A 22,583-nucleotide genomic window follows, 5' to 3' on the forward strand; every position below is an offset into this window, starting at 1 on the left:
GTGTAGTCCGCCGGGCCGACGCCATTGGGCACGGGCGGCAGGTCCGACTGGGCGTGCGGCAGGATGGCGACCGCGGCGTCCAGGAACCGGCGCGTCGGAGGGTCCGCCTCCCCGAACTTCAGGCCCATGCCGGAGATGCCCTGGCCCTGCTGCCCGGTGACGAAGTGGACGATGGCCGCCGTGTAGAGGAGCCGGTCGCCGCTCGCCAGGCGGAGGTCCAGGGTAACGGCCGTGCCAGGGGGGCGCACGGCCTTGGCGCGCAAATAGATGCCGCCCCGGGTGATGTTGCCCCCGTATTTCGCGAGGAACTCCTCGGGGGTGGCGAAGGGCAGCTTCACCACCAGCCCCACCGCCCCCGCTTGATTCAATTCCGCCAAGGCCCGGTCCAAGTCCCAAGAAGTGTTGGTGGGACACCGAGTATCACCTGAAGTCCCCAGGAACGGGCGGCAAAAAACCTTCTTCCGTTGCGCGGCAGCCGCGCAAACCGTATGGACACGCACCCGCCGGGCGCTGGTGCCCCGCGGGGCCTCCGGGAGCCCCCATGTTGAACCCCGATATCCGGCTGGCCCTCACCTTCGACGACGTGCTCCTGCAGCCCGGTGAGAGCGCCGTCACCCCGCGTGATGCCGACCTCACCACCCGCCTGACGCGCAACATCCGGCTGAACGTGCCCCTGCTGTCCGCCGCCATGGACACCGTGACGGAGGCGCGCACCGCCATCGCCATGGCGCAGGAGGGCGGCATCGGCGTCATCCACAAGAACATGACGCCCGAGCAGCAGGCCCTGGAAGTCCTCAAGGTCAAGAAGTTCGAGAGCGGCATGGTGGTGGACCCCATCACCATCGACCCGAAGGCGCCGCTCGCCCGCGCGCTGGAGCTGATGAAGGTCCACGGCGTGTCCGGCGTGCCCGTGGTGCAGGGCAAGCGCCTGGTGGGCATCCTCACCAGCCGCGACGTGCGCTTCGAGAAGAACCTGTCCCAGAAGGTCGAGGACGTGATGACGACGAAGCTCGTCACCGGCCGCGAGGGCATCACCCAGGACGACGCCACGAAGCTGCTGCACGAGCACCGCATCGAGAAGCTCCTCGTCGTCGACGAGGCCTACGAGCTCAAGGGCCTCATCACCATCAAGGACATCGAGAAGCGCCGCACCCACCCGTACGCGGCCAAGGACGCCAAGGGCCGCCTGCTCTGCGCCGCCGCCGTGGGCGTGTCCGCGGATCGCGAGGCCCGCATCGACGCGCTGGTGAAGGCGGGCGTGGACGTCATCGTCGTGGACACCGCGCACGGCCACTCGAAGGGCGTGATTGAGGGCGTGCGCGACACGCGCAAGAACTTCAAGGGCTTCGACCTCGTCGCCGGCAACGTGGCCACCGCCGAGGGCACGCGCGCCCTGATTGAAGCGGGCGTGGACGCGGTGAAGGTGGGCATTGGCCCGGGCTCCATCTGCACCACCCGCGTGGTGGCCGGCGTGGGCGTGCCCCAGGTGACGGCGGTGGATGACTGCGCCCGCGAGGCGGACAAGCACGGCATCCCCATCATCTCCGACGGCGGCATCAAGTACTCGGGCGACATCGTGAAGGCGCTCGCCGCGGGCGCCAGCTCCGTGATGATCGGCTCGCTGTTCGCCGGCACGGAGGAAGCCCCTGGCGACGTCATCCTGTACCAGGGCCGCAGCTACAAGAGCTACCGGGGCATGGGCAGCCTGGGCGCCATGAAGCAGGGCGCCAAGGACCGCTACTTCCAGTCCGACGTGGAGGCCGTGAAGCTGGTGCCGGAGGGCATCGAGGGCCGCGTGCCGTACAAGGGCACGCTCGCCATGAACGTGCACCAGATGCTGGGCGGCATCCGCAGCGGCATGGGCTACGTGGGGTGCGCCACCATCGAGGAGCTGCGCACGAAGGCCACCTTCGTCCGCATCACGTCCGCCGGGCTCAAGGAGAGCCACGTGCACGACGTCATCATCACCGAGGAAGCGCCCAACTACCGGATGGAGTAGGGCAGGGGATGCGCTCCCCCGGGCAGGGCGCCGGGGGAGGACAGCGAACGGCTACTTGCCGCGACGCTTGCCGCCGCCCGTGGACGAATCCTCGGCGGGGGCGGCCGTGGTGGACACGCGCTTCTCCGCCGCGTTGACGCGCTGGAGGAGCGACTCGCGGTCGTCCGGATCCAGCGTCTCGATGGCCTTCTTCAGGGTGCCGAAGTCCAGGCGGGCCACCGTGACGGTGTTGCCACCCTTGATCTCCTGCACGGTGGGCACGTCCACCAGCTCGCGCAGGTAGGTCTCGAACTCCACCCGGACGTCCGCGGTCTGCTGGATGCAGGTGTCCTTGGCGCTGACCAGGTTCTGGCTGCCCTCGCGGTAGCTCAGGTCCGGGTTGCGGGCCATGGCCTCCTCGAAGGTGTGGGTGCGGTCCTTCAGCGAGGAGTACAGGTTGACGTAGTCCACCAGCCGGTCGGACTCCGGGCGGTTCACGTCGCGCGCCTTGTTGAGCGGCGCGGAGGTGTCGTCACAGGTGAGCTTGGAAAGCTGCTCGACCCCGGGCGCGTCCTTCACCGCGACGCTGCGGGTGTCCCGCTCCAGGCGCTCGTCGGAGGTGATCTCCTTCACACACCCCGCGGAGGACAGGAGGAGCATGGCTGCTGCAGTGGAAGCGGACAGGCGGCGCACGAACAATTGACGGCCTTTCAGCGTTGATTTCCCGAAGTTTGTAGCGATAAGGGCCCCCACCCGTCAACGACGCCCCCTGGGAGAATCGCCGGTGGACCTGCACTCCGAGAAGATCCTGATCCTTGATTTCGGGAGCCAGTACACCCAGCTCATCGCCCGCCGGGTGCGTGAGCTGGGCGTCTACTGCGAGATCCACCGCCCGGACCTCCCCGCCGCCGACATCCGGCAGTTCGCGCCCAGGGGCATCATCCTCTCCGGCGGGCCGGCGTCCGTGGAAGCGCCCGGCTCCCCGCGCTGCGACCCCTACGTCTTCGAGGCCGGCGTCCCGGTGCTGGGCATCTGCTACGGCCTCCAGCTCATCTCCAAGCTGCTGGGCGGCCGCATCGACCGGAGCGCCCACCGCGAGTTCGGCAGCGCCGCGGTGGAGGTGCTCGCCGCGCGGGGCCCCTTCGCGGAGTTCCGCCCGGGCGACCAGGTGCAGGTGTGGATGAGCCACGGCGACCGGGTGGACGAGCTGCCGCCCGGCTTCGAGGCCATTGGCCGCAGCGGCAACTCGCCCTTCGCGGCGGCGGCCCACAAGACGAACCCCTGGTACGGCTTCCAGTTCCACCCGGAGGTCGTCCACACGCCGCAGGGCAAGGCCATGCTGCGCGCCTTCCTCTTCAACGACTGCAAGGTTTCTGGCTCGTGGACGATGAAGGGCTTCATCGACGAGGCCGTGGAGACCATCCGCAAGCAGGTGGGTGACGAAGGCCGCGTCATCTGCGGCCTGTCCGGCGGCGTGGACAGCTCCGTGGCGGCGCTGCTGCTGCACCGGGCCATTGGCCCCCGGCTCCAGTGCATCTTCGTGGACAACGGCGTGCTGCGGCAGGGCGAGCGGGCGCAGGTGGAGGCGCTGTTCGTGGACCGCTTCCACGTGCCGCTGAAGACGGTGGATGCGCGCGAGCGCTTCCTGTCGAAGCTGGCCGGCGTGACGGATCCGGAGCAGAAGCGGAAGATCATCGGCCGGGAGTTCATCGCCGTCTTCGAGGAGGCCTCGCGCGACGTGCAGGACGCGGGCTTCCTGGCGCAGGGCACGCTGTACCCGGACGTCATCGAGTCCGTGTCGTGGAAGGGCCCGTCCGTCACCATCAAGAGCCACCACAACGTGGGCGGCCTGCCGGAGCAGATGAAGCTCAAGCTGGTGGAGCCGCTGCGCGAGCTCTTCAAGGACGAGGTCCGCGCGCTGGGCCGTGAGCTGGGCCTGCCGGACGAGATGGTCTCCCGCCAGCCCTTCCCGGGCCCGGGCCTGGCCATCCGCGTGCTGGGCGAGGTGAACGAGAAGCGCCTGGACCTGGTGCGCCGCGCGGACGCCATCGTGCAGGAGGAGATCCACAAGGCCGGCCTGTACAAGGAAGTGTGGCAGGCCTTCGCGGTGCTGCTGCCGGTGCAGAGCGTGGGCGTGATGGGCGACGAGCGCACCTACGAGTCCACCTGCGTGCTGCGCGCCGTCACCAGCGTGGACGGCATGACGGCGGACTGGGCGCGCATCCCGTACCCCATCCTGGAGAAGATCTCCTCGCGCATCACCAACGAGGTGCGCGGCATCAACCGCGTCGTCTACGACATCTCCTCCAAGCCGCCCGCCACCATCGAGTGGGAGTGACGCGGTAGGGCTTCACGTCACCGCGCGCCGGATGGACTCCTCCACCGGCGACGTGTCCTCCGGGAGCCGGGCCAGGCTCAGGGGCTCCCGGGGAAGCAGTGGCGGCTGCGCCATGAAGCGCGGCCGCGCTCCCTTGTGGGGCTGGGCCGAGTGCACGAGGAAGGGGTGGCACAGGTACACCGTGCCCGCCTCGCCCGTGGCCAGCACCTCCCGGCGGTGGGCGGACTCCGCGAAGCCGTTGGCCGCCAGCTGCCGGAGCGTCAGGCCCGCTTCACCGGCCGGGCCCAGCAGCCTCGCGATGTCCTGGTGCGAGCCCACGCGGATGCGGGTGGGCGCGTCGTCCTCGCCCACGTCGGAGAAGAGGAAGAGCATCAGCAGCGCCCGGCCCCTGGAGGCGACGTTGGCGCGCCAGTCCATGAAGTCCGGCTTGTCGAAGTCGAACCCCACGTCGATGTGCCACCCCGCGTCGCCCGGGTCCTGCGGGGAGGGGAAGCGCACGGGGAAGGTGCCCATGGCCCGGAGCGGCAGCCACCGGCCGGGGCCGACGAGCGCGTCGTAGGCCTCGTGCAGCACGGGGGTGTTGCCAGCGTCCACGAAGGGCTTCTGCGTGTACATGCCCAGGCGGATGACGGGCCGGGTCCAGGTGGCGGGCCGGTCCGGATCGCACCCCGTGTCCTTCCAGAGCAGGGCCCGGGCCTCATCCGCGACCTCACGGGGGAAGGCCCCGTCAATACGAAGGTACCCGTCCCGCATGAACTGCTCCGCGCGCGCGTCGTAGGACATGGGCGGGACGCTACCAAAGCCAAGAGGCTGCCCGGTTCGCACCGGACAGCCTCTGGGGACTTCAGGACTCGGAAGGGGAGAGGACTACCCCGCCGGGTTGGCCTTCACCGGCGGCACCTTGGTGCTGCCGGGGCGCAGCTCTTCCAGGACGCGGGTGGCGCCGTAGACCTTCTGCAGCGCCTCGATGATGGCGTCCGAGTGCACGGCCACCGTGCGGTTCACGGACTCGTCGAAGCCGTACTCACCGCCCAGCGACTGGATGTTGCCGTCGAACACCAGGCCGACCACCTCGTGGTTCTTGTTCACCACGGGCGAGCCGGAGTTGCCGCCGATGATGTCGTTGGTGGTGACGAAGTTCATCGGCGTGCTGCCGGTGATGACCTTCTCCGACTTCACCCACGACTTGGGCAGCGCGTACGGATCCTGGCCCGTGGCGTGCTCGAAGGTGCCGGACATCTGGGTGATGGGGGCGACCTGCTGGCCCTCGTCCATGTAGCCCTTCACGGAACCGAAGGACACGCGCGGGGAGAAGGTCGCGTCCGGGTACTGGCTGGTGCCGTAGATGTCGAACTTCGCCTTGGCGACCAGCTCGCTGTTCTTCTTGATGACGGACTCCACCTCGTCCTCGAACTTCTTGCGGATGGCGCGCGAGTCCGGATCCGCCAGCAGGGCCAGCTGGACCATGGGGTCCTTGGACGCGTCCACGGCCTTCTTGCCGCCGTCCCAGAGCGCCTGGCGCGCCTTCGGGTCGAAGAGCTTCGTGCCCTTCACCACGCGGGTGGCGACCTGTGCCGGGGACTCCTTGCCCAGCACCTTCTTCACGAACGGGTGCTTGGCGCCCAGCTCCTCACGCATCTTGGTGAGGCCGAACGTCAGGCGGGCGATCTCCAGCTCCGCGTAGATGGGCGCGGGGCTGAAGAGCTGCGCCTTGAGGGCGGTCAGGTTGGCGTCGTTGAACTCGCGCAGCCGCTGGCCGTTGTCCTTGGGCAGCTCGTCCGCGGCGCGCACCAGCGCCCGGGCGGTGTGGAACAGGCTGGAGGACAGGCCGTTGCCCTGCTCCAGATAGTTCAGGTCCTTGCGGAGGGTGAGCAGCTGGGCCTCGGCCTTGGCGATCTCATCCCAGGCGGCGGCGTACTTCTTCTTCAGCTCGGGGTTCGCGTCGACCTTCTTGCGCAGCTCCTGCTCCGCGGCGACCTTGGAGGCGAAGAACTTCTTGTCGAGCAGCGCCTCGTGGCGGCCCTTGGACGCCTTCAGGCCGTTCTCCACGCCGAACAGCAGGTTGCTGGAGATGCGCTTCTGCTCGGGGCCGCGCTTCTGGAACTCGGTGAGCATGCCGCGCAGCTCGGAGAGGTACATGAGCGTCTTGGGCATGGACACGTCGCGGGTGTACTCCAGCTCCGCGACGGTCAGCCCACGCGAGGTGCGGCCCGGGTTGCCGGCCACGAACGTGAGGTCGTTCTCCTTCGCGCCGTGCTCGGACCACTTGAAGTAGTCCGGCGTCTTCACCGGCTGCTTGTCCTGGTAGACGCGCACGAACGTCACGTCCAGGTCGTAGCGGGGGAACTCGAAGTTGTCCGGGTCACCGCCGAAGAAGGCGATGGCGTGCTCCGGGGCGAACACCAGGCGCACGTCCTGGAAGCGGCGGTACTTGTACAGGTTGTACTTGCCGCCCTGGTACAGGGTGACCAGGTCACAGCGCACCTTGTCGTCGCCGTTGGAGCAGGCCTTCTCCAGCTTGGACATCTCCGCCTTCAGCGTGTCCGAGTACTGCTTGCCGGTCAGCGACGCGGTGGCCTTGTTGAGCTGCTCGGTGACGTCGGTGATCTCAACGAGCTGGTTCACCTCCATCGCCGGGCACTGCTTCTCCTCGCCCTGGGTCTTCGCGTAGAAGCCGTTGGCCAGGTAGTCCTGCTTGGCGGTGGACAGCTGCTCGATACAGCCGCGCGCGCAGTGGTGGTTCGTCATCACCAGGCCGTCCGGTGACACGAAGCTGGCGGAACAGCCGCCGGCCAGACGCACCGCGCCCAGGCGCAGCTTGTCCAGCCACTGCTGATCCGGCTGGAAGCCGTACTTCTCCTTCACCTTGGCGGCGGGGAAGTTGTTGTAAGTCCACATGCCTTCATCGGCGAGCGCCGGAGCGGCACCCACGAGTGCGGCAATGACGACCAATCGCTTCATGAATGGGGATCCTTTCGGGCCGCGGGACAGGAGCTCCGCGGGGACGGGGCGTTTGTGAGGGATGGCCCAGCACGGGTCAAGCTGGGAAAACGCCCACGCAAGCCGCAGAACGTCCGGGCGCCCGAACGATTCCCTGGGACGCTCACCGGGCAGGCGCTTTCCCCACCCATCGAGTCCCGACGCAGCGCGTCCAGCCCCCCTCAGGCCGCCCGTGCGCGCGCCCACGCGCCCGGCGTGGTGCCCAGCACGGCCCGGAAGTCCGCGATCAGGTGGGCCTGGTCGTAGTAGCCAGCACCGGCGGCGATGCTTCCCCAGTCTGGCCGTGCGCCCTGGGCGCGGGAGGCCTGGAGCGCGCGCTGGAAGCGCACGAGCCGGGCGTAGGCCTTGGGGCCCATCCCCAGCACATCGTCGAACGCGCGGCGCAGGTGCCGTTCGCTCACGCCCAGCGTGCGGGCCAGATCCGCGACTCGTGGCAGTTCCCCGGCGCCGGTGAGCAGGCGGATGCCGCGCCGGACGAGGTACGCGGCCGCGGGTTCGTAGACGTCATCCCGGTGGAGCCGGTCCACCAATGCGGCCTCCAGGGTGCGCAGGCGGGCCTGGGGGTTGGGGGCCCGGGCCAGTGACTCGCGGAGCTTCGCGCCGTCCTCCTTGCCCCAGAGCGTGTCGATGGCGAGCGAGCGGTGGGACAGCTCCGACATGGGCAGGCCGAAGAACGGGTACGCGCCGCCGGGCTTGAACTGGATGCCCAGCGTGTCGGGCGGCACCTCCGACGGAGCCTTGCGGACCACCTGCTCGCGGGGACCCAGGGCATGGACGTCGCAGGTGGTGGAGGTGACGCGGACCACCAGCTCCACGGTGCCGTCCGGCACGCGGACGTAGTCGCCGTGGGAGGGGCCGCGCCAGAGGACTCGCACGCGCTGGACGAAGCGGGACAGGTCGGCTCCGGGGGCCAGCGCGGTGTCGGTTGGAGCGGCCATGCGGGAGGAAGCATGGGACGGACGGTCCCTTCGCATCAACCCGGTGCCCGGGCAGGATGGCCGATTCCTCCAATCGGGCGACGGGCCCGGTCCGTACCTTGCCGGCCATGCGAATCCATCACCTCAACTGTGGAACCCTGTGTCCCGCCAGTGCCCGGTTCGTCACGGGCTCGGGGGGCCTGTTCGAGCCAGCCCGGATGGTCTGCCACTGCCTGCTGCTGGAGACGTCGCGAGGGCTGGTGCTCGTGGACACGGGCCTGGGGACGCGGGACGTACAGGACGCTCGGGGGCGGCTGGGGCAGCGCTTCGTGAGGCGCAGCGCGCCCCGGTTGGATCCGGCGGAGACGGCGCTGGCCCAGGTGGAGCGCCTGGGCTTCAAGCGCGAGGACGTCCGGCACATCGTGCCCACGCACCTGGACCTGGATCACGCCGGGGGCCTGGCGGACTTCCCGGACGCCCAGGTCCACCTCTTCGCGGACGAGCACGCCGCGGCGATGGCGGGCACGAGGCAAGGCTACAAGCCGGTCCAGTGGGCCCACGGGGCGAAGTGGAACCCGTACGCGGTGGACGGTGAGCGCTGGTTCGGCTTCGAGTCGGTGCGGGTGATTCCAGGCCTGGAGGAGGAGGTGCTGCTGGTGCCGCTGACGGGCCACTCGGCGGGTCACTGCGGCGTCGCGGTGAAGGGGCCCTCGGGCTGGATGCTGCACGCGGGGGACGCGTACTTCAGCCACCACGAGGTGGATCCGGTGGCGCCGCGAAGCCCCTGGGGCCTGGCGCTGTTCCAACGGCTGTTCTCCGAGAACAACGCCGTGCGGCTCCAGAACCAGGAGCGGCTGCGAGGCCTGGTGCGCGCACACGGACAGGAGGTGAAGGTGTTCTCCGCGCACTGTGCCAAGGAGTTCGACCGGATGCGTGCGTGAGGGCCCAAGGCGGTAGCATGGAGGGACCTTGCGACACGCTCTGCTCTTCGGGTCCCTCCTGTGGTCGCTGTCCTCCTCCGCCGCTGAACCCACTGCCCGGGTGCAGGTGCTGAAGGCCGCGCGCCTCTTCGACGCGAAGGCGGGGAAGCTGATCACCCCGGGCGTGGTGGTGGTGTCGGAGGGCCGGGTGGTGGGTGTGGGCCCCAGGGCCTCCGTGCCGGAAGGGGCTCAGGTGGTGGACCTGGGTGACGCCACGCTGCTGCCGGGCTTCATGGACGCGCACACGCACCTGACGGTGGAGCCCGGGACGGACTGGCGCAAGGACCTCGTCGACAGCTTCCAGCGCACCCTCCCCGAGCAGACGCTGGACACGCTGCCGTGGGCCCGGGCGACGCTGATGGCGGGCTTCACCACGGTGCGCAACCTGGGCGCGGAGGACTTCATCGACGTGGGCCTGCGCAACGCCACCGCGCGAGGGCTGGTGGTGGGGCCGCGCATCCTCGCGGCGACGTCCAGCCTGAGTTCCACGGGCGGACACTGTGACTACGGCAACTCGTTCCGCAAGGGGCTGCTGGCCCAGGACGCCAGCCGGGGCGTGGCGGATGGTCCGGACGCGCTGCGCGCCAAGGTGCGTGAGAACGTGAAGTACGGCGCGGACGTCATCAAGGTCTGCGCCACGGGCGGAGTGATGAGCCTCAACGCGGATCCGGACGCGCCGCAGTTCACGCAGGCGGAGCTGGATGCCGTCGTGGACGAAGCCCACGCGCACCGGCGCAAGGTGGCCGCGCACGCGCATGGCGCGGAAGGGGCGAAGCGGGCCATCCGAGCGGGCGTGGACTCCATCGAGCACGGCACGTTGATGGACGATGAGGGCGTGGCGCTGATGAAGCAGAAGGGCACCTGGTACGTGCCCACGGCCTATGCCTTCTTCGGAATCAAGGAGCTGGCGGATCAGGGCAAGCTGCCCGCGGACACCGTGGCCAAGCTGCGCGCCGTGGACAAGCGGCGGGAGCACGTGCTGCGCAGGGCCATCGCCCTGGGCGTGCGCATCGCCTTCGGCACGGACGCGGGCGTGTTCGCCCACGGGCGCAACGCAGCGGAGTTCGCGCTGCTGGTGGACGCAGGGCTCACCCCGGCGGAGGCCCTGCGCACGGCCACGGTGAACACGGCGGAGCTGCTGGGCGTGGCGGACAAACTGGGGACGCTGGAGCCCGGGAAGCTGGCGGATGTCGTCGCCGTGCCGGGCGACCCGCTGAAGGACATCCGCGTCACGCAGAAGGTCTTCTTCGTGATGAAGGAGGGCGTCATCCACCGGGATGACACGGCAGCCGCGTCACGCACCGCGCCGTAAGGCTCAAGGCCTCGGGCGCCAAGCCAGCCCGCTCGCGTCACGTCCCGGACCAGAGCCCCGGGCCGCAGGCACCGCGAACCTGTCCGACTGTCGGACAACCGTTCCTCGCGGACCGGCACAGCCTCGGGCCTGAGGGAGCGCAAACCTGTCCGACTGTCCGACAGGTTCAGCCATCCGGTGAACCGGCACTCCCCTGTGCCGTGGGCACGGCGAACCTGTCCGACTGTCCGACAGGTTTCCGTGGGTGTGAGGCCGGTGCTGCTTCGGGCCTCGGGCGACTTGAACCTGTCCGACAGTCCGACAGGTTTTCGCTGGGTGACGGGCCGACGCGACTTTGGGCCTTGAGTGGCACGAACTTGTCCGACTGTCGGACAGGTTTTGCGAGGTCGCCTCCGGCGGGGGCAACCTGGCTCATATGCGGTCAAAGAAGCTTGGCTGCCGCAATGACAACCTGGTGGTTGATTGCGCAGCGCACCGTGAGGCTCACCTCCGCATGAGGATGTCGCTCAGCAGGAAGTCGAGCGTGTCTCCGGACAACCAGCGCTCGCTCACTCCCGCGAAGTCCGGCTCCGCGTCGGCGTCGAGCTGGCGCCACAGGTCTTCCATGCGGTAGCGCGCGGCGGTGCAGTAGACGTCCGCCAGGGCTTCGGCGTGGGTCTTGGCCAGGGACGACGCGTGGGCCAGGGTCACGGACATGGTGAACAGCTCGTTGCACAGCTGGTTCATCAGGATGAGCGTCCGCTGGCGCGCGTACAGGACACCCGGATCCGCGTAGCGGCGCGACAGGTCCAGGCTCCGCTTCGCGAGCCGGTGGACCTCCCGGGCCGTGTGCTGGAGATGGTCGCGGTTGCGCGGGGACAGGTGCTCTTTCACCGGGAGCGGGGCAGGGGGCGACTCCAGCTCCGCCGCGTGCGCGGCCGACGGGTAGTAGAGGGAGAAGAGTCCTTCCCGCGCGGCCTTGTGGTCCACGAGGAAGTCCACGCCGCCCGCGACCCGGAAGGCCCGGGCATCTCGCAGCGTGCGCTCCAGGGGAATCGGTGCGGCGCCTCGGGCGGCCTTGCTCTCCGATGTCTCGTAGCCTTCCGCGGCGAGCAGCGACATCGTCCGGTCCGTGATGCGTGCGCAGGTCAGGGACGCGATGTTCTTGGCCGCCACCTGTTCGAACCAGCGCAGGGGCAGCGTGTCCGCCGTCACGCCCGTGAGACTCCAGCGGGCCACGCTCTCCATGGCGAAGACCTCCGCCGCCGTGGCGGACACCTGACGCTGGATCTCGTCGAAGTCCCCGAGCCTGCGCCCCTGCGCCAGGCGCCGGTGCAGGAAGTCGCGCGACCAGTGGAGGCACTTCTTGGAGAGCGCCAGCGACGCGGCCACGATGATGTACATGCGGCCCAGCGCGCTGAGCGGCTCCAGCAACGGCGTGTTCCGCCAGTGCTCCTGTGACATCGCGAGCATCCGCTCCTTGGGCACCCGCACGTTGTCGAAGCTCAGCGCGGCGATGGGCAGGCCTCGCAGCCCCATCAGGCCGTGCTCGGCTCGGACGTGGAAGCCGGGGCTGGAGGTCTCCACGAAGAAGAGGCTGATCTGCTCGCGGCCGTCCTCCTGGAGCGTGGCCGTGACGTTCAGCAGGTCCGCGATGGACCCGTTGCCAATGAAGACCTTCTCCCCGTTGAGGACGTAGGCCGTTCCGTCCTCCGTGGGCACGGCCGTGGTCGAGGCGCGCCGCACGGAGGCCCCGATGGGCTCCGTGTCGGCCCAGCCGGAGATGACTCCGTCGGCGACGCGGCCCCGGACGTAGTCCTTGAGAGGACCGTCCTGCACGGCTTCGATGATGGCTCCCGCGCCCAGGCCGCTGTGGATGGCCAGCGTGTAGCCCACCGGCAGGCACACGCTCATCACGGCTTCGATGACGCGGAAGGTGTTCAGCATGGAGAGGCCCCGGCCTCCCAGCTCCCGCTCCACCTGGAGCTTGTAGTAGCCGCGTGAGCGCAGGGCCTCGCGCAGCTCCGGCGGGATGCGGCCCGCGCGCTCGATCGCGTCCGGGTCCACGTGCTCGCGCAGGAACTGCTCGACCTCGGCGATGACGGCGTCGCCCTGGCGGCGTTCCTCGGGGGCCTGTTCAGGGAAGGCTCGGACGAGGTCCCAGCGGAGCTTCCCCGCGAAGAGCTGGCCCAGGAAGCCCTCGCGGCTGCGGGTGGCGGGATGCAGTGGCTCGTGGCTCATGGGGTCTCCGTGATGAGGCGCAGGAGGGTGGGCTTCGCTTCGGGGTCCCGAAGGTAGAAGTGCCCGCCGGGCAGCAGGTGGAGCGCGAAGGGGCCGGTGGTGTGGACGCGCCACGGCTCCAGCTCCGCGCGGGGGAGGTCGTCCTGGAGGCCTCCCGTGACGGTCATCGAGCACGAGAGGGGTTCTCGGTCCTCGTGCCGGTGGGACTCCACGAGCAGCAGGTCCGCGCGCAGGCCCGGGAGGATGAGCTCGCGCAGCTCTTCGTCCTCGCGCAGCTCGTGGATCAACTCACCGTAGGTGGGCTCCAGGGCGGTGAGGAGTCCGTCCTCGTCCAGGTGGCTCGCGGGGATGCCTCGCGGGGGGAGCTGGGGTGCGGGGGCCGCGGAGAGGAACAATGCATCGGGAGGCGTCCGGCCCAGGTCGCGCAGACGGCGGGCCGTCTCGAACGCCACGAGCGCCCCCAGACTGTGGCCGAAGAACGCGAAGGACGCACCGAAGTCCACCGCGCGCACCAGCGCGTCCACCAGTTCATTCAACCGCGTGAACGGTGCTTCCTCCGCCCGAGCCCCACGGCCGGGGAACTGCACGCCCCAGACCTCGATGTCCGGGAGCAGGTCCGCCCAGCGGACGTATTCGCCCACGGAGCCGCCGCTGTGCGGGAAGCAGAAGAGGCGCACGGGGGCTTCCGGACGCCGGATGCGGCAGGCGAGCCAGGGAGAGGTCATGCTTCAGAGGACTCCGCGATGAAGCGCGTCAGCCGGGCCACGGTGGGTGCGCGGAAGATGGCCTTTACCTTGAGGGGCGTGGCGACATGCGGACGCAACCGCGCGATGAGCTGCGCCGCCATCAACGAGTCGCCCCCCAACGCGAAGAAGTTGTCGTGGAGCCCGACCCGCGCCAGCCCCAGGACCTCCGCGAAGGCGGCAGCGACCCGGCGCGCGACGTCGTCGCCGGGCAGCTCGGGCGCTGCGGGCGCGACGGCAGGGGCTGCTTCGGTCGTGGGCGTGCCCGGTGCCTTAACGAGATAGCGCTGACGTTCGAACGGGTACGTGGGCAGAGGCACCCGGCGACGTGAGACGCCCCCGTGCAGTCCCTGCCAGGAGAGCTGCACACCCGCGCTCCATAGACGTCCCGCGGCGGTGAGCGCGCTGACCGCATCCGGCGTGTTGTCCGAGGGATGGGGGAGGGTGGCCACCGTGAGGTGCGGCCCCACACCAGGGTTCTGCCGGGCCAGCGTCGCCAGGGTTCGTCCGGGCCCGACCTCCAGGAAGATGCTGGCCGGTCCGGCGAACAACGTGTTCAACGCGTCACCGAAGCGCACGGTGTGGCGCAGGTGCGCGGCCCAGTACGCCGGGTCCACGGCCTCTTCCGCCGTGACCGCCACACCGGTGCGATCGGAGATCCACGAGACCTGTGGCGGACGGCGTTCGACGCGCTGGACGCAGGCGGTGAACGCGGCGAGCGACGGCTCGACGAGCGGCGAATGTCCCGCGCCCGGAATGCGCAGCAGCTTCGACTCCACGCCGCGTTCGCTCAGTCGCGCCTGGAGCGCTTCAATCTCCGCCACCGGGCCTGACACCGCGCACTGCGCGGGCCCGTTCACGGCCGCGAGCGCGAGGTCTCCGTTCAGCAGGGGCGACAGGTCCGACTCGGGCAACGGCACGGCCAGCATGGCGCCCGCGGGCAGACTCGCGAGGATGCGCGAGCGCTCCAGCACCAACCGCAGCGCGTCCTCCAGACGGAACACTCCGGCCACCGTGGCCGCGGCATAGGCCCCCAGGCTGTGGCCCACCACCACGGCCGGCTGCACGCCCCAGCGCTTCCACAGCCGAGCCACCGCGTACTCGATGACGAACACGGAGAGCTGACCCGTGACGAACTCGCCCATGCGAGCGGAGGCCTGCTCCAGCGCGCCGGCATCCGGATGGAGCACGTCTCCCAGGTCGAACCCGAGCAGCGGCGTCAGGTGCGCTCGGCACGCATCCACCGCTTCGCGGAACACGGGCTGTGAGGCGTACAGCTCGCGGCCCATGCCCACGTGCTGTCCACCGTGGCCGGGGAACATGAACACCACCCGGCGCTCACCGGCTTCTTGATGCGCGGAGCCGTCCTGCTCCGAGAGGGCCCGAAGGACCTCCTCGGTGTCCTGGCCCACGGCGAACGCCCGGTGCTTGTGCGCGGCGCGGCCCACCTGGAGCGTCCAGGCGGCGTCTCCCAGGTCCACGTCCGGATGCGCACGGAGGTGCCCTCCCAGTCGCTCCACGGCACGGGCCAGCGGGGCGGGCCCGAGGGCGGACAGCACGAGCAACTGGGGCGTATTCGAACGCTTGGAGGAGCCGGGCAGGACGGGCGCCTCTTCCAGCACTGCGTGCGCGTTGGTGCCGCCGATGCCCAGGGAGCTGACTCCGGCACGCCGGGGATGACCGCCGGTGTCCCAGTCCCGCAGCTCCGTGTTCACTCGGAAGGGGCCGTGTTCGAAGTCGATCTCCGGGTTGGGCCGTTCGAAGTTCAGGCTGGGCGGCAGCTTCCGGTGCTCCAGCGCGAGCACCGTCTTGATGAAGCCCGCCACGCCCGCCGCCGCATCCGTGTGGCCGATGTTCGTCTTCACCGACCCCAGCCAGCAGGACCGGGGCTCGCGAGCACCGAAGGCCTTCGTCAGCGCGGCGACCTCGATGGGATCTCCCAGCCGCGTGCCCGTGCCATGCGCTTCCAGGTAGCTGATGCTCGCGGGGTCCACGCCCGCGGCGTGCAGCGCGGTCTCGATGACGCGGGACTGGCCTTCGACACTCGGCGCGGTGAAGCCGATCTTGCCGGCGGCGTCGTTGTTGACGGCGGTGCCTCGGAGGACGGCGCGGAGGGTGTCCCCGTCCTCCAGCGCATCCGCCAGCCGCTTGAGCACCACGATCCCCGCGCCATTGCTGCCCACCGTGCCCTGGGCCTTCGCGTCGAACGCCCGGCAGCGGCCATCCGGAGACAGCGGCCCACCCTCGCTGTAGTGGCCGAAGCGGGGCGGCACGTGCACCGACGCACCACCCGCCAGCGCGAGGTCACAGTCCCCCGCGAGCAACGCCTGCGCGGCCAGGTGGATCGCGACCAGGGACGTGGAGCACGCGGTCTGCACCGTGACGGCCGGTCCACGAAGCCCCAGCTTGTAGGCCACTCGGCTGGTGAGGAAGTCCACGCCCGTGGCCAGCCGGAGCTGCCAGTCACTGGCCCCCGCCAGCAGGTCCCTGCGGGCCCGCAGCGTGGACAGGTAGTCCGTCTCACTGCCTCCCGCGTAGACGCCAATGGCGCCCCGGTATCGAGCCGGATCATACCCGGCGTCCTCCAGCGCCTCTCGCGCGCACTCCAGGAACACCCGGTGCTGTGGGTCGAGCATCAAGGCCTCCTGCGGCGACATGCCGAAGGCCTCCGCGTCGAACCGGTCCGCGTCCGCGACCAGGCCGAAGGCGGGCACTGCTTCGCCCACGGCGCGCTCGGTGGGAGGTTCGGCGCAGGGCTGGCCGTCCGGACCGAAGAAGGTGATGGATTCGACGCCGCCGGCCAGGTTGGACCAGAACTCGGCCGCGCTGGCCGCACCGGGGAGGCGGCACGACAGGCCCACCACCGCGAGGTGCATGGAGCGGTCCTCTTCCTCCATCACATCGACGGGCGCGCTCATTCCGCGTCCTCGCGCGAACGGTCCGAGTTCAACCGTCCCTGCCGGCCCAGCAGGCGCGCACGGCCACTGCTGCGTTGCTGCTGGCGCTGGGCCTGCGCGGCCTCGGCCTCTCCACCATCGTCGTGTCCCTGGAGATGCCCGGCGAGCGCTCGGACGGTGGGGAACTCGAACAGCGTCACCATGGGCACGTCATGGCCCATGCGGTGCTTCAGCAGGTACTGCACCTGGGCCAACAACAACGAGTGGCCCCCGAGATCGAAGAAGTTGTCCTCCGCGCCCACGCGCTCCAGGTGCAGCGTCTCGCACCAGATGGCGGCGATGCGCCGCTCGTGTTCGTTCGCGAGCGGGACCTGGGGGGCGTGGGTTCCGGGCGTGGGCTCGGGCAGCGCGCGTTCATCCACCTTGCCAGCGTGGGTGAAGGGCAGCGCCTTCAACTCCACGTAGGCGGAGGGAATCATGTACGCCGGTAGCTCACGGGCCAGGTGTTCGCGCAGCCGCGCCGGTGTCGGCAGGGCCTGACCCGTGACGGGCACCAGATAGCCGACCAGTTGGGGCGACCCACTGGGAGGCGTCCACGCGCGGACGTGCGCCTCCGCGAGTCCGGGAAGCGTGCGCAGGCGGACGGCGACCTCCGCGGGCTCCACGCGGAAGCCTCGGATCTTGAGCTGCGCATCCATGCGGCCCAGGAACTCGAGCATCCCATCCGGCCGGCATCGGACCCGATCGCCCGTGCGGTACATGCGCGCGCCGGGCTGTGCCGCGTACGGGTCCGGGATGAAGCTCGAAGCGGTGAGGTCCGGGCGGTTCAGATAGCCGCGCGCCACACCGGCGCCGCCGACGTACAGCTCTCCCGCGACGCCCGTGGGCACGGGTTGCAGCTCCGCGTCGAGGACGTAGGCCGTGGCACCGTCGATGGGCTGACCGATGGAGGGCAGTGCGTCCTCCGGCCCCGAGGGCAGCACCTCGCCGGAGGTGGCCGTCACGGTGGTCTCGGTGGGGCCGTACTGGTTGAACAACCGCCACGGCAGCCCGGGCACGGGACGCGCGTGCAGCCGGTCTCCGCCCGCGAGCACCGTGCGCAGCTCACACGACGCCGGCCATGGCAGGGCGAGCAGGCGCTCCGCGAGCGCGGTGGGCAGGTCCGTGAAGGTGATGCGTTCGGAGAGCAGCCAGGCCTGGAGCCGTTCCGGAGAGAGGCGCACGTCCTGTCCCGGCACGTGCAGCGTCGCGCCCGTGGTGAGAGCCGGCCAGAGCTCCGCGACGGACGGATCAAACGCGGGGGAATAGAGCAGCGTGGTGCGGCTGTCCGCCGTCAATCCGAACGCGCGCCGGTGCCACCCGACGAGGTGGGCCAGTGCGCCGTGCTCCACCACGACACCCTTCGGCACGCCCGTGGAGCCCGAGGTGTACATGACGTACGCACGCTGTCCGGACCGCACCGTTGTGGGCAGGTCACCCCGGGGCGTGCCGGGGCCATGGAAGGCTTCGATGCGCACGCGCTCCACCGTGGCGGGGAGCCGTTCCGAAAGCAGGCCGGTGGTGACCACATGGCGCACGCCCGCATCGCGGAGGATGAGTGCGATGCGCTCGGCTGGATGCTCCGGGTCCAGGGGCAGGAAGGCGGCACCGGTCAGCATGACGCCCAGCTCGGCCGTCACCAGCTCCGCGCCGCGAGGCGTGCAGACTCCGATGACCGACTCCGCGCCTGCGCCGTGCGCCTGGAGCTGTTCGGCGAGCAGCGTCGCTCGCCGGACAAGTTCCGCGTAGGTGAGGGCGCCTGCCTCGTCGCGCACGGCCACCGCATCCGGAGTCCGCAAGGCCTGGGCCAGGACCTGTTGATGCACGGGCGGTTCAGCACCGGCGGCTGTCGCGGTCCCGAGGCGCCCCTGCCGATCCGCGTCCGAAAGCATCGGCAGTCGCGACACGGCGGTGCCAGGGCTGGCCACCGCTGCTTCCAGCAACCGGAGGAAGTGCGCGGCCATCCGCTCCATCGTCGAGCGGTCGAACAGGTCCCGGTTGTACTCCCAGATAAGCGAAATGCGCGCGTCGCCGCGCTCCTTGTCGCCCAGGTACCGGCCCGCGTGCGGAATGGCGACGACGTCCAGGTCCACCTTCGACGAACCATTGCCCCGCTCGAAGATGGTGCACGACGCATCGCCCAGCTGGGGACTCCGCACGGCCGAGTCATGGAAGCTGAACATGGCCTGCACGAGCGGATTGCGGCTCGGGTCGCGCTTCACGCCCAGGCCTTCAATCAACTTGAGGAAGGGATACGTCTGGTGCTCGGCTGCTTCGACGGTGAGGTCCCGGACCTGACGGACCAGCTCGCGGAACGACGGCGCGCCGGAGACGTCACACCGCAGGACCACGGCGTTGACGAACATGCCGACGACGTCCTCGATGTTCCTGATACCGGCCCGCGCCGCGAACGCCGAACCGATGCACAGGTCCTGCTCTCCGGTGTAGCGATGCAGCAGCGTGGCGAACGCGGCGAAGAGGGCGTTGAAGAGGGTCACGCCCTCCTGCTGACAGAAGGCACGCAAGGCGCCGGGCAGGGCAGGGGGCAGCTCCAGCCGGAGCAGGTCGCCGTTGAACGTCTGCACGCGGGGACGCGGATGGTCGGTGCGCAGCGGCAGCACCTCCGGAGCCCCCGCCAGCCGCTTGCGCCAGTAGTCGAGCTGCGCCTTCATCGCCGGACCTTCGAGCGCCTCGCGCTGCCACGCCGCGAAGTCGCGGTACTGCACCGGAAGCTCCGGCAGCGGAGAGGCTTCGCCGCGCAGGTACGCGTTGTAGAGCGCGTCCAGCTCCCGCATCAGCACGGAGAACGACACGCCGTCGTGGACGACGTGATGCTCCACAAGGACCAGTTCATGGTCCTCCGGCGTCAGGCGGATGAGGGTCCACCGGGCCAGCGGCGGTTCGAAGAGGGACAGGGGCCGCCGCAGCTCCTGGCGAAGCGACTCTTCGCGCCGGTGTTCGCGTTCGTCCGGGGGCAGGGCGGACAGATCGATCAGCGGGACCTGCACCGGCGTCACGGGGAGGACGCGCTGCCACGGCCGGCCGTCGATCTCCTCGTAGGTCGTCCGCAGCAGTTCATGCCGCCGGGTGATCTCCGTCAGCGCACGTTCGAGCACCGCCAGGTCCAGCCCTCCGAGCACCCGAAGCGTCGTCTGCGCCTGGTAGGAGATGCTGCCGGGGGACAGCTTCTGGAGGAACCAGACCTGTTCCTGCTGCACGGACAGCGGAGCCCGTTCGGGATCGGCGACTCGGGTCACGGGCGGCAACGCGTCCTTCGCCGGGAGGGCCCGGCGCGACTCCAGCACGTTCGCCAAGCGCGAGATGCGCCGGTGGCCGAAGAGCTCCGTCAGTGACAGCGGGAGGCCCAGCACCTCCGCGACGCGAGCGGTGATCCGCGTGGCCAGCAGCGAGTGGCCGCCCAGCTCGAAGAAGTCGTCTTCGATACCAATGCGCTCCAGGCGCAGCTCTTCTTCCCACACCCGCACGAGCCCGCGCTCCAGCTCCGTACCGGGAGCGACGTAGGCAGTGCTCCGGGTCGCATGGGCTTCGGGCATGGGGAGCGCCCGGGCGTCTACCTTGCCGGTGGCGCCCAGCGGCAGGGCATCCATGACGACGAAGGTCCGGGGGATCATGGCTTCGGGAAGCCAGGCGCGAAGGTGTTCGCGAAGCTGCTCCGTCCCCGGAACGGCCCGGGCATCCTTCGGCGCGAACCACGCCACGAAGGAGAGGTCCTGGCCCCCGGTGCCGCGAGCCAGGACGTGCGCGGCCCCGACGTGCGGATGGGTCAGCAGCGCGGCGGTGATCTCCGCGGGTTCGATGCGGATGCCTCGGACCTTCACCTGATGGTCCGAGCGGCCGTGGAACTCCAGCGAGCCATCCGGTAACCGGCGGCCCAGGTCGCCCGTGCGATACAGCCGCTCACCGCCGAAGCGGGAGAAGGGATCCGGAATGAAGCGGTCCGCGGTCAGGTCCGGTGCGCCCACGTAACCGCGAGCCAGCCCAGGGCCGCCGATGAACAGCTCGCCGGTTTCGCCAGCCGCCACGGGCGCCAGGTCCGGACCGAGGACGTGGACCTCCACGCCATCGATGGGCCGGCCGATGGACGGCAGCCCGTCACCGGGAGGGACGCCCCCGGACGTGCTGTAGATGGTGCACTCGGCGGGGCCGTAGCCGTTCACGAGCTGGAACGGCAGCCCGGGTCTGGGGCGCAGGTGCAACCGGTCACCACCGGTGAGCACCCAGCGCAAGGCGCAGGACTCGGGCCAGGACAGGGGGAGGACACGTTCGGCCAGCGGCGTGGGCAGGAAGACGCAGGTGATGTCCCGGGCGAGCAGCCATTCCTGCAGCCTCACGGGCGACAGCCGGGTCTCCTCGTCGGGAGGCAGCTCCAGGCGCGCGCCCGCGGCCAGCGACGGCAGTAGGGCCATGACCAACGCGTCGAACCCGGGCGAAGCCACCACGCCAATGCGATCCGCTGGCGACAGGCCGAACGTGTCCAGGTGGTACCCGGTGAAGGACGACAGGGCCCGGTGGCTGATCATCACGCCCTTGGGCAACCCGGTGGAGCCCGAGGTGTGGATCACATACGCGAGGTGATCCGGATCGACAGGGACGCCCGGGTTGACGTCCGGGAACGTTTGGGCATCCGGGGCCAGGATCTGGATGCCGTCCGCCGCGAGCCGGTCCACGGCCGGGCCGGTGCCGATGACGAACCGGGCCCCTGAGGAGACAGTCATGTACCGCAGGCGTTCGGGAGGGGCGGACGGGTCCAGGGGGAGCCACGCCGCACCGGCCTTGAGGACGCCCAGGACGGAGGCCACCAGCTCCACGCTGCGAGGAAGGCACACGCCGACGAGGACATCCGGCCCGGCGCCCCGAGCCCTCAGCGCATGGGCCAACCGGTTCGCCTGAGAATTCAGCGCGGCATGGGTGATGGAGCGGGCCCGGGAAGCGACGGCGAGCTGGGAGGAAAGTTCGGTCGCTCGTCGCTCGACGAGCTGATGGACGGGGGGCAGCAAGAATCCTCCAACCGGCGCCGCACCCGTCCGAATGAAATCAAGCGCTTAGCGGATTTGGGCCGTTTTCGGGATTTTACATGACCCGGTGACGCACCGTGAGACAGGGCTGTCTCATGGCCCGAAGCGTCCCCTGAAACCTCCCCGGCCGATACCTGGACGGGAAGGGTCCGCCGGGTCGTGGATTCGAGCCTCACTTGCCCGCAATGACAGACTCCAATTCCGGGGCCACTGAACAGAACGGGCAGAGAACGGCTTGGAGGCAGCGAATGTCTGTGCATTATTTCCAGCCGCGTCGACTCAGTGATGCTGGCAGGTCACGCACGTTCCCGAGGACGGAGCACACTCATGCGCATGCTGATGAAGTCCCTGATGGCTGTCTCGGCGGTCCTTACCCTCGCACCCACGTCCGCGCTGGCCCGGTGGCCCGACTGTGACCTGTGGTGCACTGAGATTGAGCATTCGATTGTCCCTTGCTCCTGGCATTGCACGAAGCCCTTTGGCTACGAGTTCACCACCTGCGGTGAGTGGGTGGCCTCCTACGGGTACCAATATCCGGACGCCGTCTGCGCGCCGGGCATCGCGGCCCCCGAAGCGTCTTGCGATGCCATGGCGCAGGATTCCGAGGAGGGTTCGGAGGACGTCTGCCGCGCGCCCGAGGAGGGCTGATGAACGGTGGCTGAAGGCGTCAAGCTCACGACGCCCCCCGCGTTCAACGACAGGGATCGCACGGCGGTGACGGCGGCGCCGGAGACGAGCGCCGTCAGCACCAGCAGCCCGAGCAGCGACGAGACCGGAAAGGAGCCAGGCGGGGAGGTCGGGTTGGACCACCGTGGCGCTGGGGCGACTCAGGCGCAACCGCGCGAGCCCTTCCGTAGAGTCCCGCGCTTCTCAACCTGGCGGAGAAGTCCATGGGGCGCGTGCGTCGAAGCGGGCTGGCATGTCTGGCATTGAGCCTGGTGCTGGCCTTGGTGGGTTGTAGTCAAGAGCGGCAGCCGGCCCCGGAGGGCAGCGCGCAGGCGGTGGTGACGTTGCCGCAGGCCTTGAGCGCCAGCGACGTGACGCGCGTGGAGCTCACGGTGAGCGGCACGGGGATGACGACGCGCACGGACGCGCTGGTGAAGACGGGTGGGCAGTGGGGTGG

14 protein-coding genes and 1 pseudogene are annotated in these 22,583 nt (G+C 69.9%); 6 read left to right on the top strand and 9 right to left on the bottom strand.

What is annotated here, in order from left to right; translation table 11 throughout:
- Window positions 1-377: TIGR02266 family protein (locus D7X55_RS13745; protein WP_121723301.1), on the bottom strand; the 377-nt coding region annotated here is incomplete at its 3' end.
- Between the two features lie 164 nt (window positions 378-541).
- On the opposite strand from D7X55_RS13745, the gene guaB reads away from it, so the two are divergent.
- Window positions 542-1,999, top strand: a complete 1,458-nt coding sequence (guaB, locus tag D7X55_RS13750; RefSeq protein WP_120552284.1) for an IMP dehydrogenase — start codon at window positions 542-544, stop codon at window positions 1,997-1,999.
- A 51-nt stretch (window positions 2,000-2,050) separates the two neighbouring features.
- On the opposite strand, the gene D7X55_RS13755 is transcribed toward guaB, so the two are convergent.
- Window positions 2,051-2,638: a hypothetical protein gene (locus tag D7X55_RS13755; RefSeq protein WP_121723302.1), complete on the bottom strand. Its 588-nt coding sequence runs from the start codon at window positions 2,636-2,638 to the stop codon at window positions 2,051-2,053.
- Between the two features lie 124 nt (window positions 2,639-2,762).
- On the opposite strand from D7X55_RS13755, the gene guaA reads away from it, so the two are divergent.
- Window positions 2,763-4,316 carry a glutamine-hydrolyzing GMP synthase gene (gene guaA / locus D7X55_RS13760; RefSeq protein ID WP_120552286.1) on the top strand — a complete coding sequence of 518 codons (1,554 nt, stop codon included), beginning with the start codon at window positions 2,763-2,765 and terminating at the stop codon, window positions 4,314-4,316.
- 12 nt (window positions 4,317-4,328) lie between these two features.
- Here guaA and D7X55_RS13765 read toward each other — a convergent pair whose 3' ends face one another.
- The 3 genes from D7X55_RS13765 to D7X55_RS13775 form a co-directional block, all read right to left on the bottom strand.
- The gene (locus tag D7X55_RS13765; protein ID WP_120552287.1) at window positions 4,329-5,099 is read right to left on the bottom strand and encodes a phytanoyl-CoA dioxygenase family protein; all 771 of its coding nucleotides are present in this window, start codon (window positions 5,097-5,099) and stop codon (window positions 4,329-4,331) included.
- 84 nt (window positions 5,100-5,183) lie between these two features.
- Window positions 5,184-7,277, bottom strand: a complete 2,094-nt coding sequence (locus D7X55_RS13770; protein WP_121723295.1) for a S46 family peptidase — start codon at window positions 7,275-7,277, stop codon at window positions 5,184-5,186.
- 200 nt (window positions 7,278-7,477) lie between these two features.
- The gene (locus D7X55_RS13775) at window positions 7,478-8,254 is read right to left on the bottom strand and encodes an AraC family transcriptional regulator (RefSeq protein ID WP_120552289.1); all 777 of its coding nucleotides are present in this window, start codon (window positions 8,252-8,254) and stop codon (window positions 7,478-7,480) included.
- Window positions 8,255-8,361: 107 nt separating this feature from the next.
- Here D7X55_RS13775 and D7X55_RS13780 point away from each other — a divergent pair, with 107 nt between their 5' ends.
- Together D7X55_RS13780 and D7X55_RS13785 are read left to right on the top strand one after the other, a co-directional pair.
- A complete protein-coding gene (locus D7X55_RS13780; RefSeq protein ID WP_199746957.1) occupies window positions 8,362-9,174 on the top strand; it encodes an MBL fold metallo-hydrolase in 813 nt (270 codons plus the stop codon).
- Window positions 9,175-9,202: 28 nt separating this feature from the next.
- A complete protein-coding gene (locus D7X55_RS13785; RefSeq protein ID WP_121723296.1) occupies window positions 9,203-10,525 on the top strand; it encodes an amidohydrolase family protein in 1,323 nt (440 codons plus the stop codon).
- 483 nt (window positions 10,526-11,008) lie between these two features.
- Here the strand turns inward: D7X55_RS13785 and D7X55_RS13790 are convergent, their stop codons facing one another.
- From D7X55_RS13790 to D7X55_RS13805, 4 genes are read right to left on the bottom strand one after another with little or no spacing between them, the layout of a single operon-like run.
- The gene (locus tag D7X55_RS13790) at window positions 11,009-12,745 is read right to left on the bottom strand and encodes an acyl-CoA dehydrogenase family protein (protein ID WP_121723297.1); all 1,737 of its coding nucleotides are present in this window, start codon (window positions 12,743-12,745) and stop codon (window positions 11,009-11,011) included.
- Entirely contained in the window at window positions 12,742-13,470 is a 729-nt protein-coding gene (locus D7X55_RS13795; protein WP_121723298.1) for a thioesterase II family protein, read from the bottom strand. Before D7X55_RS13795 ends, D7X55_RS13790 begins: the two co-directional genes overlap by 4 nt.
- Window positions 13,467-16,406 carry a type I polyketide synthase gene (locus D7X55_RS13800; RefSeq protein ID WP_121723299.1) on the bottom strand — a complete coding sequence of 980 codons (2,940 nt, stop codon included), beginning with the start codon at window positions 16,404-16,406 and terminating at the stop codon, window positions 13,467-13,469. Before D7X55_RS13800 ends, D7X55_RS13795 begins: the two co-directional genes overlap by 4 nt.
- Window positions 16,403-21,442, bottom strand: a complete 5,040-nt coding sequence (locus D7X55_RS13805; RefSeq protein WP_121723300.1) for a non-ribosomal peptide synthetase — start codon at window positions 21,440-21,442, stop codon at window positions 16,403-16,405. The genes D7X55_RS13800 and D7X55_RS13805 overlap by 4 nt, the downstream gene beginning before the upstream one ends.
- 345 nt (window positions 21,443-21,787) lie before the next feature.
- Between D7X55_RS13805 and D7X55_RS42900 the strand changes: the two genes are divergently transcribed.
- Together D7X55_RS42900 and D7X55_RS13815 are read left to right on the top strand one after the other, a co-directional pair.
- Window positions 21,788-22,108: a hypothetical protein gene (locus tag D7X55_RS42900; protein ID WP_147442984.1), complete on the top strand. Its 321-nt coding sequence runs from the start codon at window positions 21,788-21,790 to the stop codon at window positions 22,106-22,108.
- 242 nt (window positions 22,109-22,350) lie between these two features.
- Window positions 22,351-22,583: pseudogene (locus tag D7X55_RS13815) on the top strand (kelch-like protein); the annotation flags it as partial.

Source organism: Corallococcus sp. AB049A (assembly GCF_003668885.1).
Taxonomy (GTDB): Bacteria; Myxococcota; Myxococcia; order Myxococcales; family Myxococcaceae; genus Corallococcus; species Corallococcus interemptor.

Bases quoted from the DNA above. Each gene is read 5' to 3' on its own strand.
- guaB (WP_120552284.1), top strand. From the start codon at position 542: ATGTTGAACCCCGATATCCGGCTGGCCCTCACCTTCGACGACGTGCTC.
- D7X55_RS13755 (WP_121723302.1), bottom strand. From the start codon at position 2,638: ATGCTCCTCCTGTCCTCCGCGGGGTGTGTGAAGGAGATCACCTCCGAC.
- D7X55_RS13765 (WP_120552287.1), bottom strand. From the start codon at position 5,099: ATGTCCTACGACGCGCGCGCGGAGCAGTTCATGCGGGACGGGTACCTT.
- D7X55_RS13770 (WP_121723295.1), bottom strand. From the start codon at position 7,277: ATGAAGCGATTGGTCGTCATTGCCGCACTCGTGGGTGCCGCTCCGGCG.
- D7X55_RS13775 (WP_120552289.1), bottom strand. From the start codon at position 8,254: ATGGCCGCTCCAACCGACACCGCGCTGGCCCCCGGAGCCGACCTGTCC.
- D7X55_RS13780 (WP_199746957.1), top strand. From the start codon at position 8,362: ATGCGAATCCATCACCTCAACTGTGGAACCCTGTGTCCCGCCAGTGCC.
- D7X55_RS13790 (WP_121723297.1), bottom strand. From the start codon at position 12,745: ATGAGCCACGAGCCACTGCATCCCGCCACCCGCAGCCGCGAGGGCTTC.
- D7X55_RS13795 (WP_121723298.1), bottom strand. From the start codon at position 13,470: ATGACCTCTCCCTGGCTCGCCTGCCGCATCCGGCGTCCGGAAGCCCCC.
- D7X55_RS13800 (WP_121723299.1), bottom strand. From the start codon at position 16,406: ATGAGCGCGCCCGTCGATGTGATGGAGGAAGAGGACCGCTCCATGCAC.
- D7X55_RS42900 (WP_147442984.1), top strand. From the start codon at position 21,788: ATGCGCATGCTGATGAAGTCCCTGATGGCTGTCTCGGCGGTCCTTACC.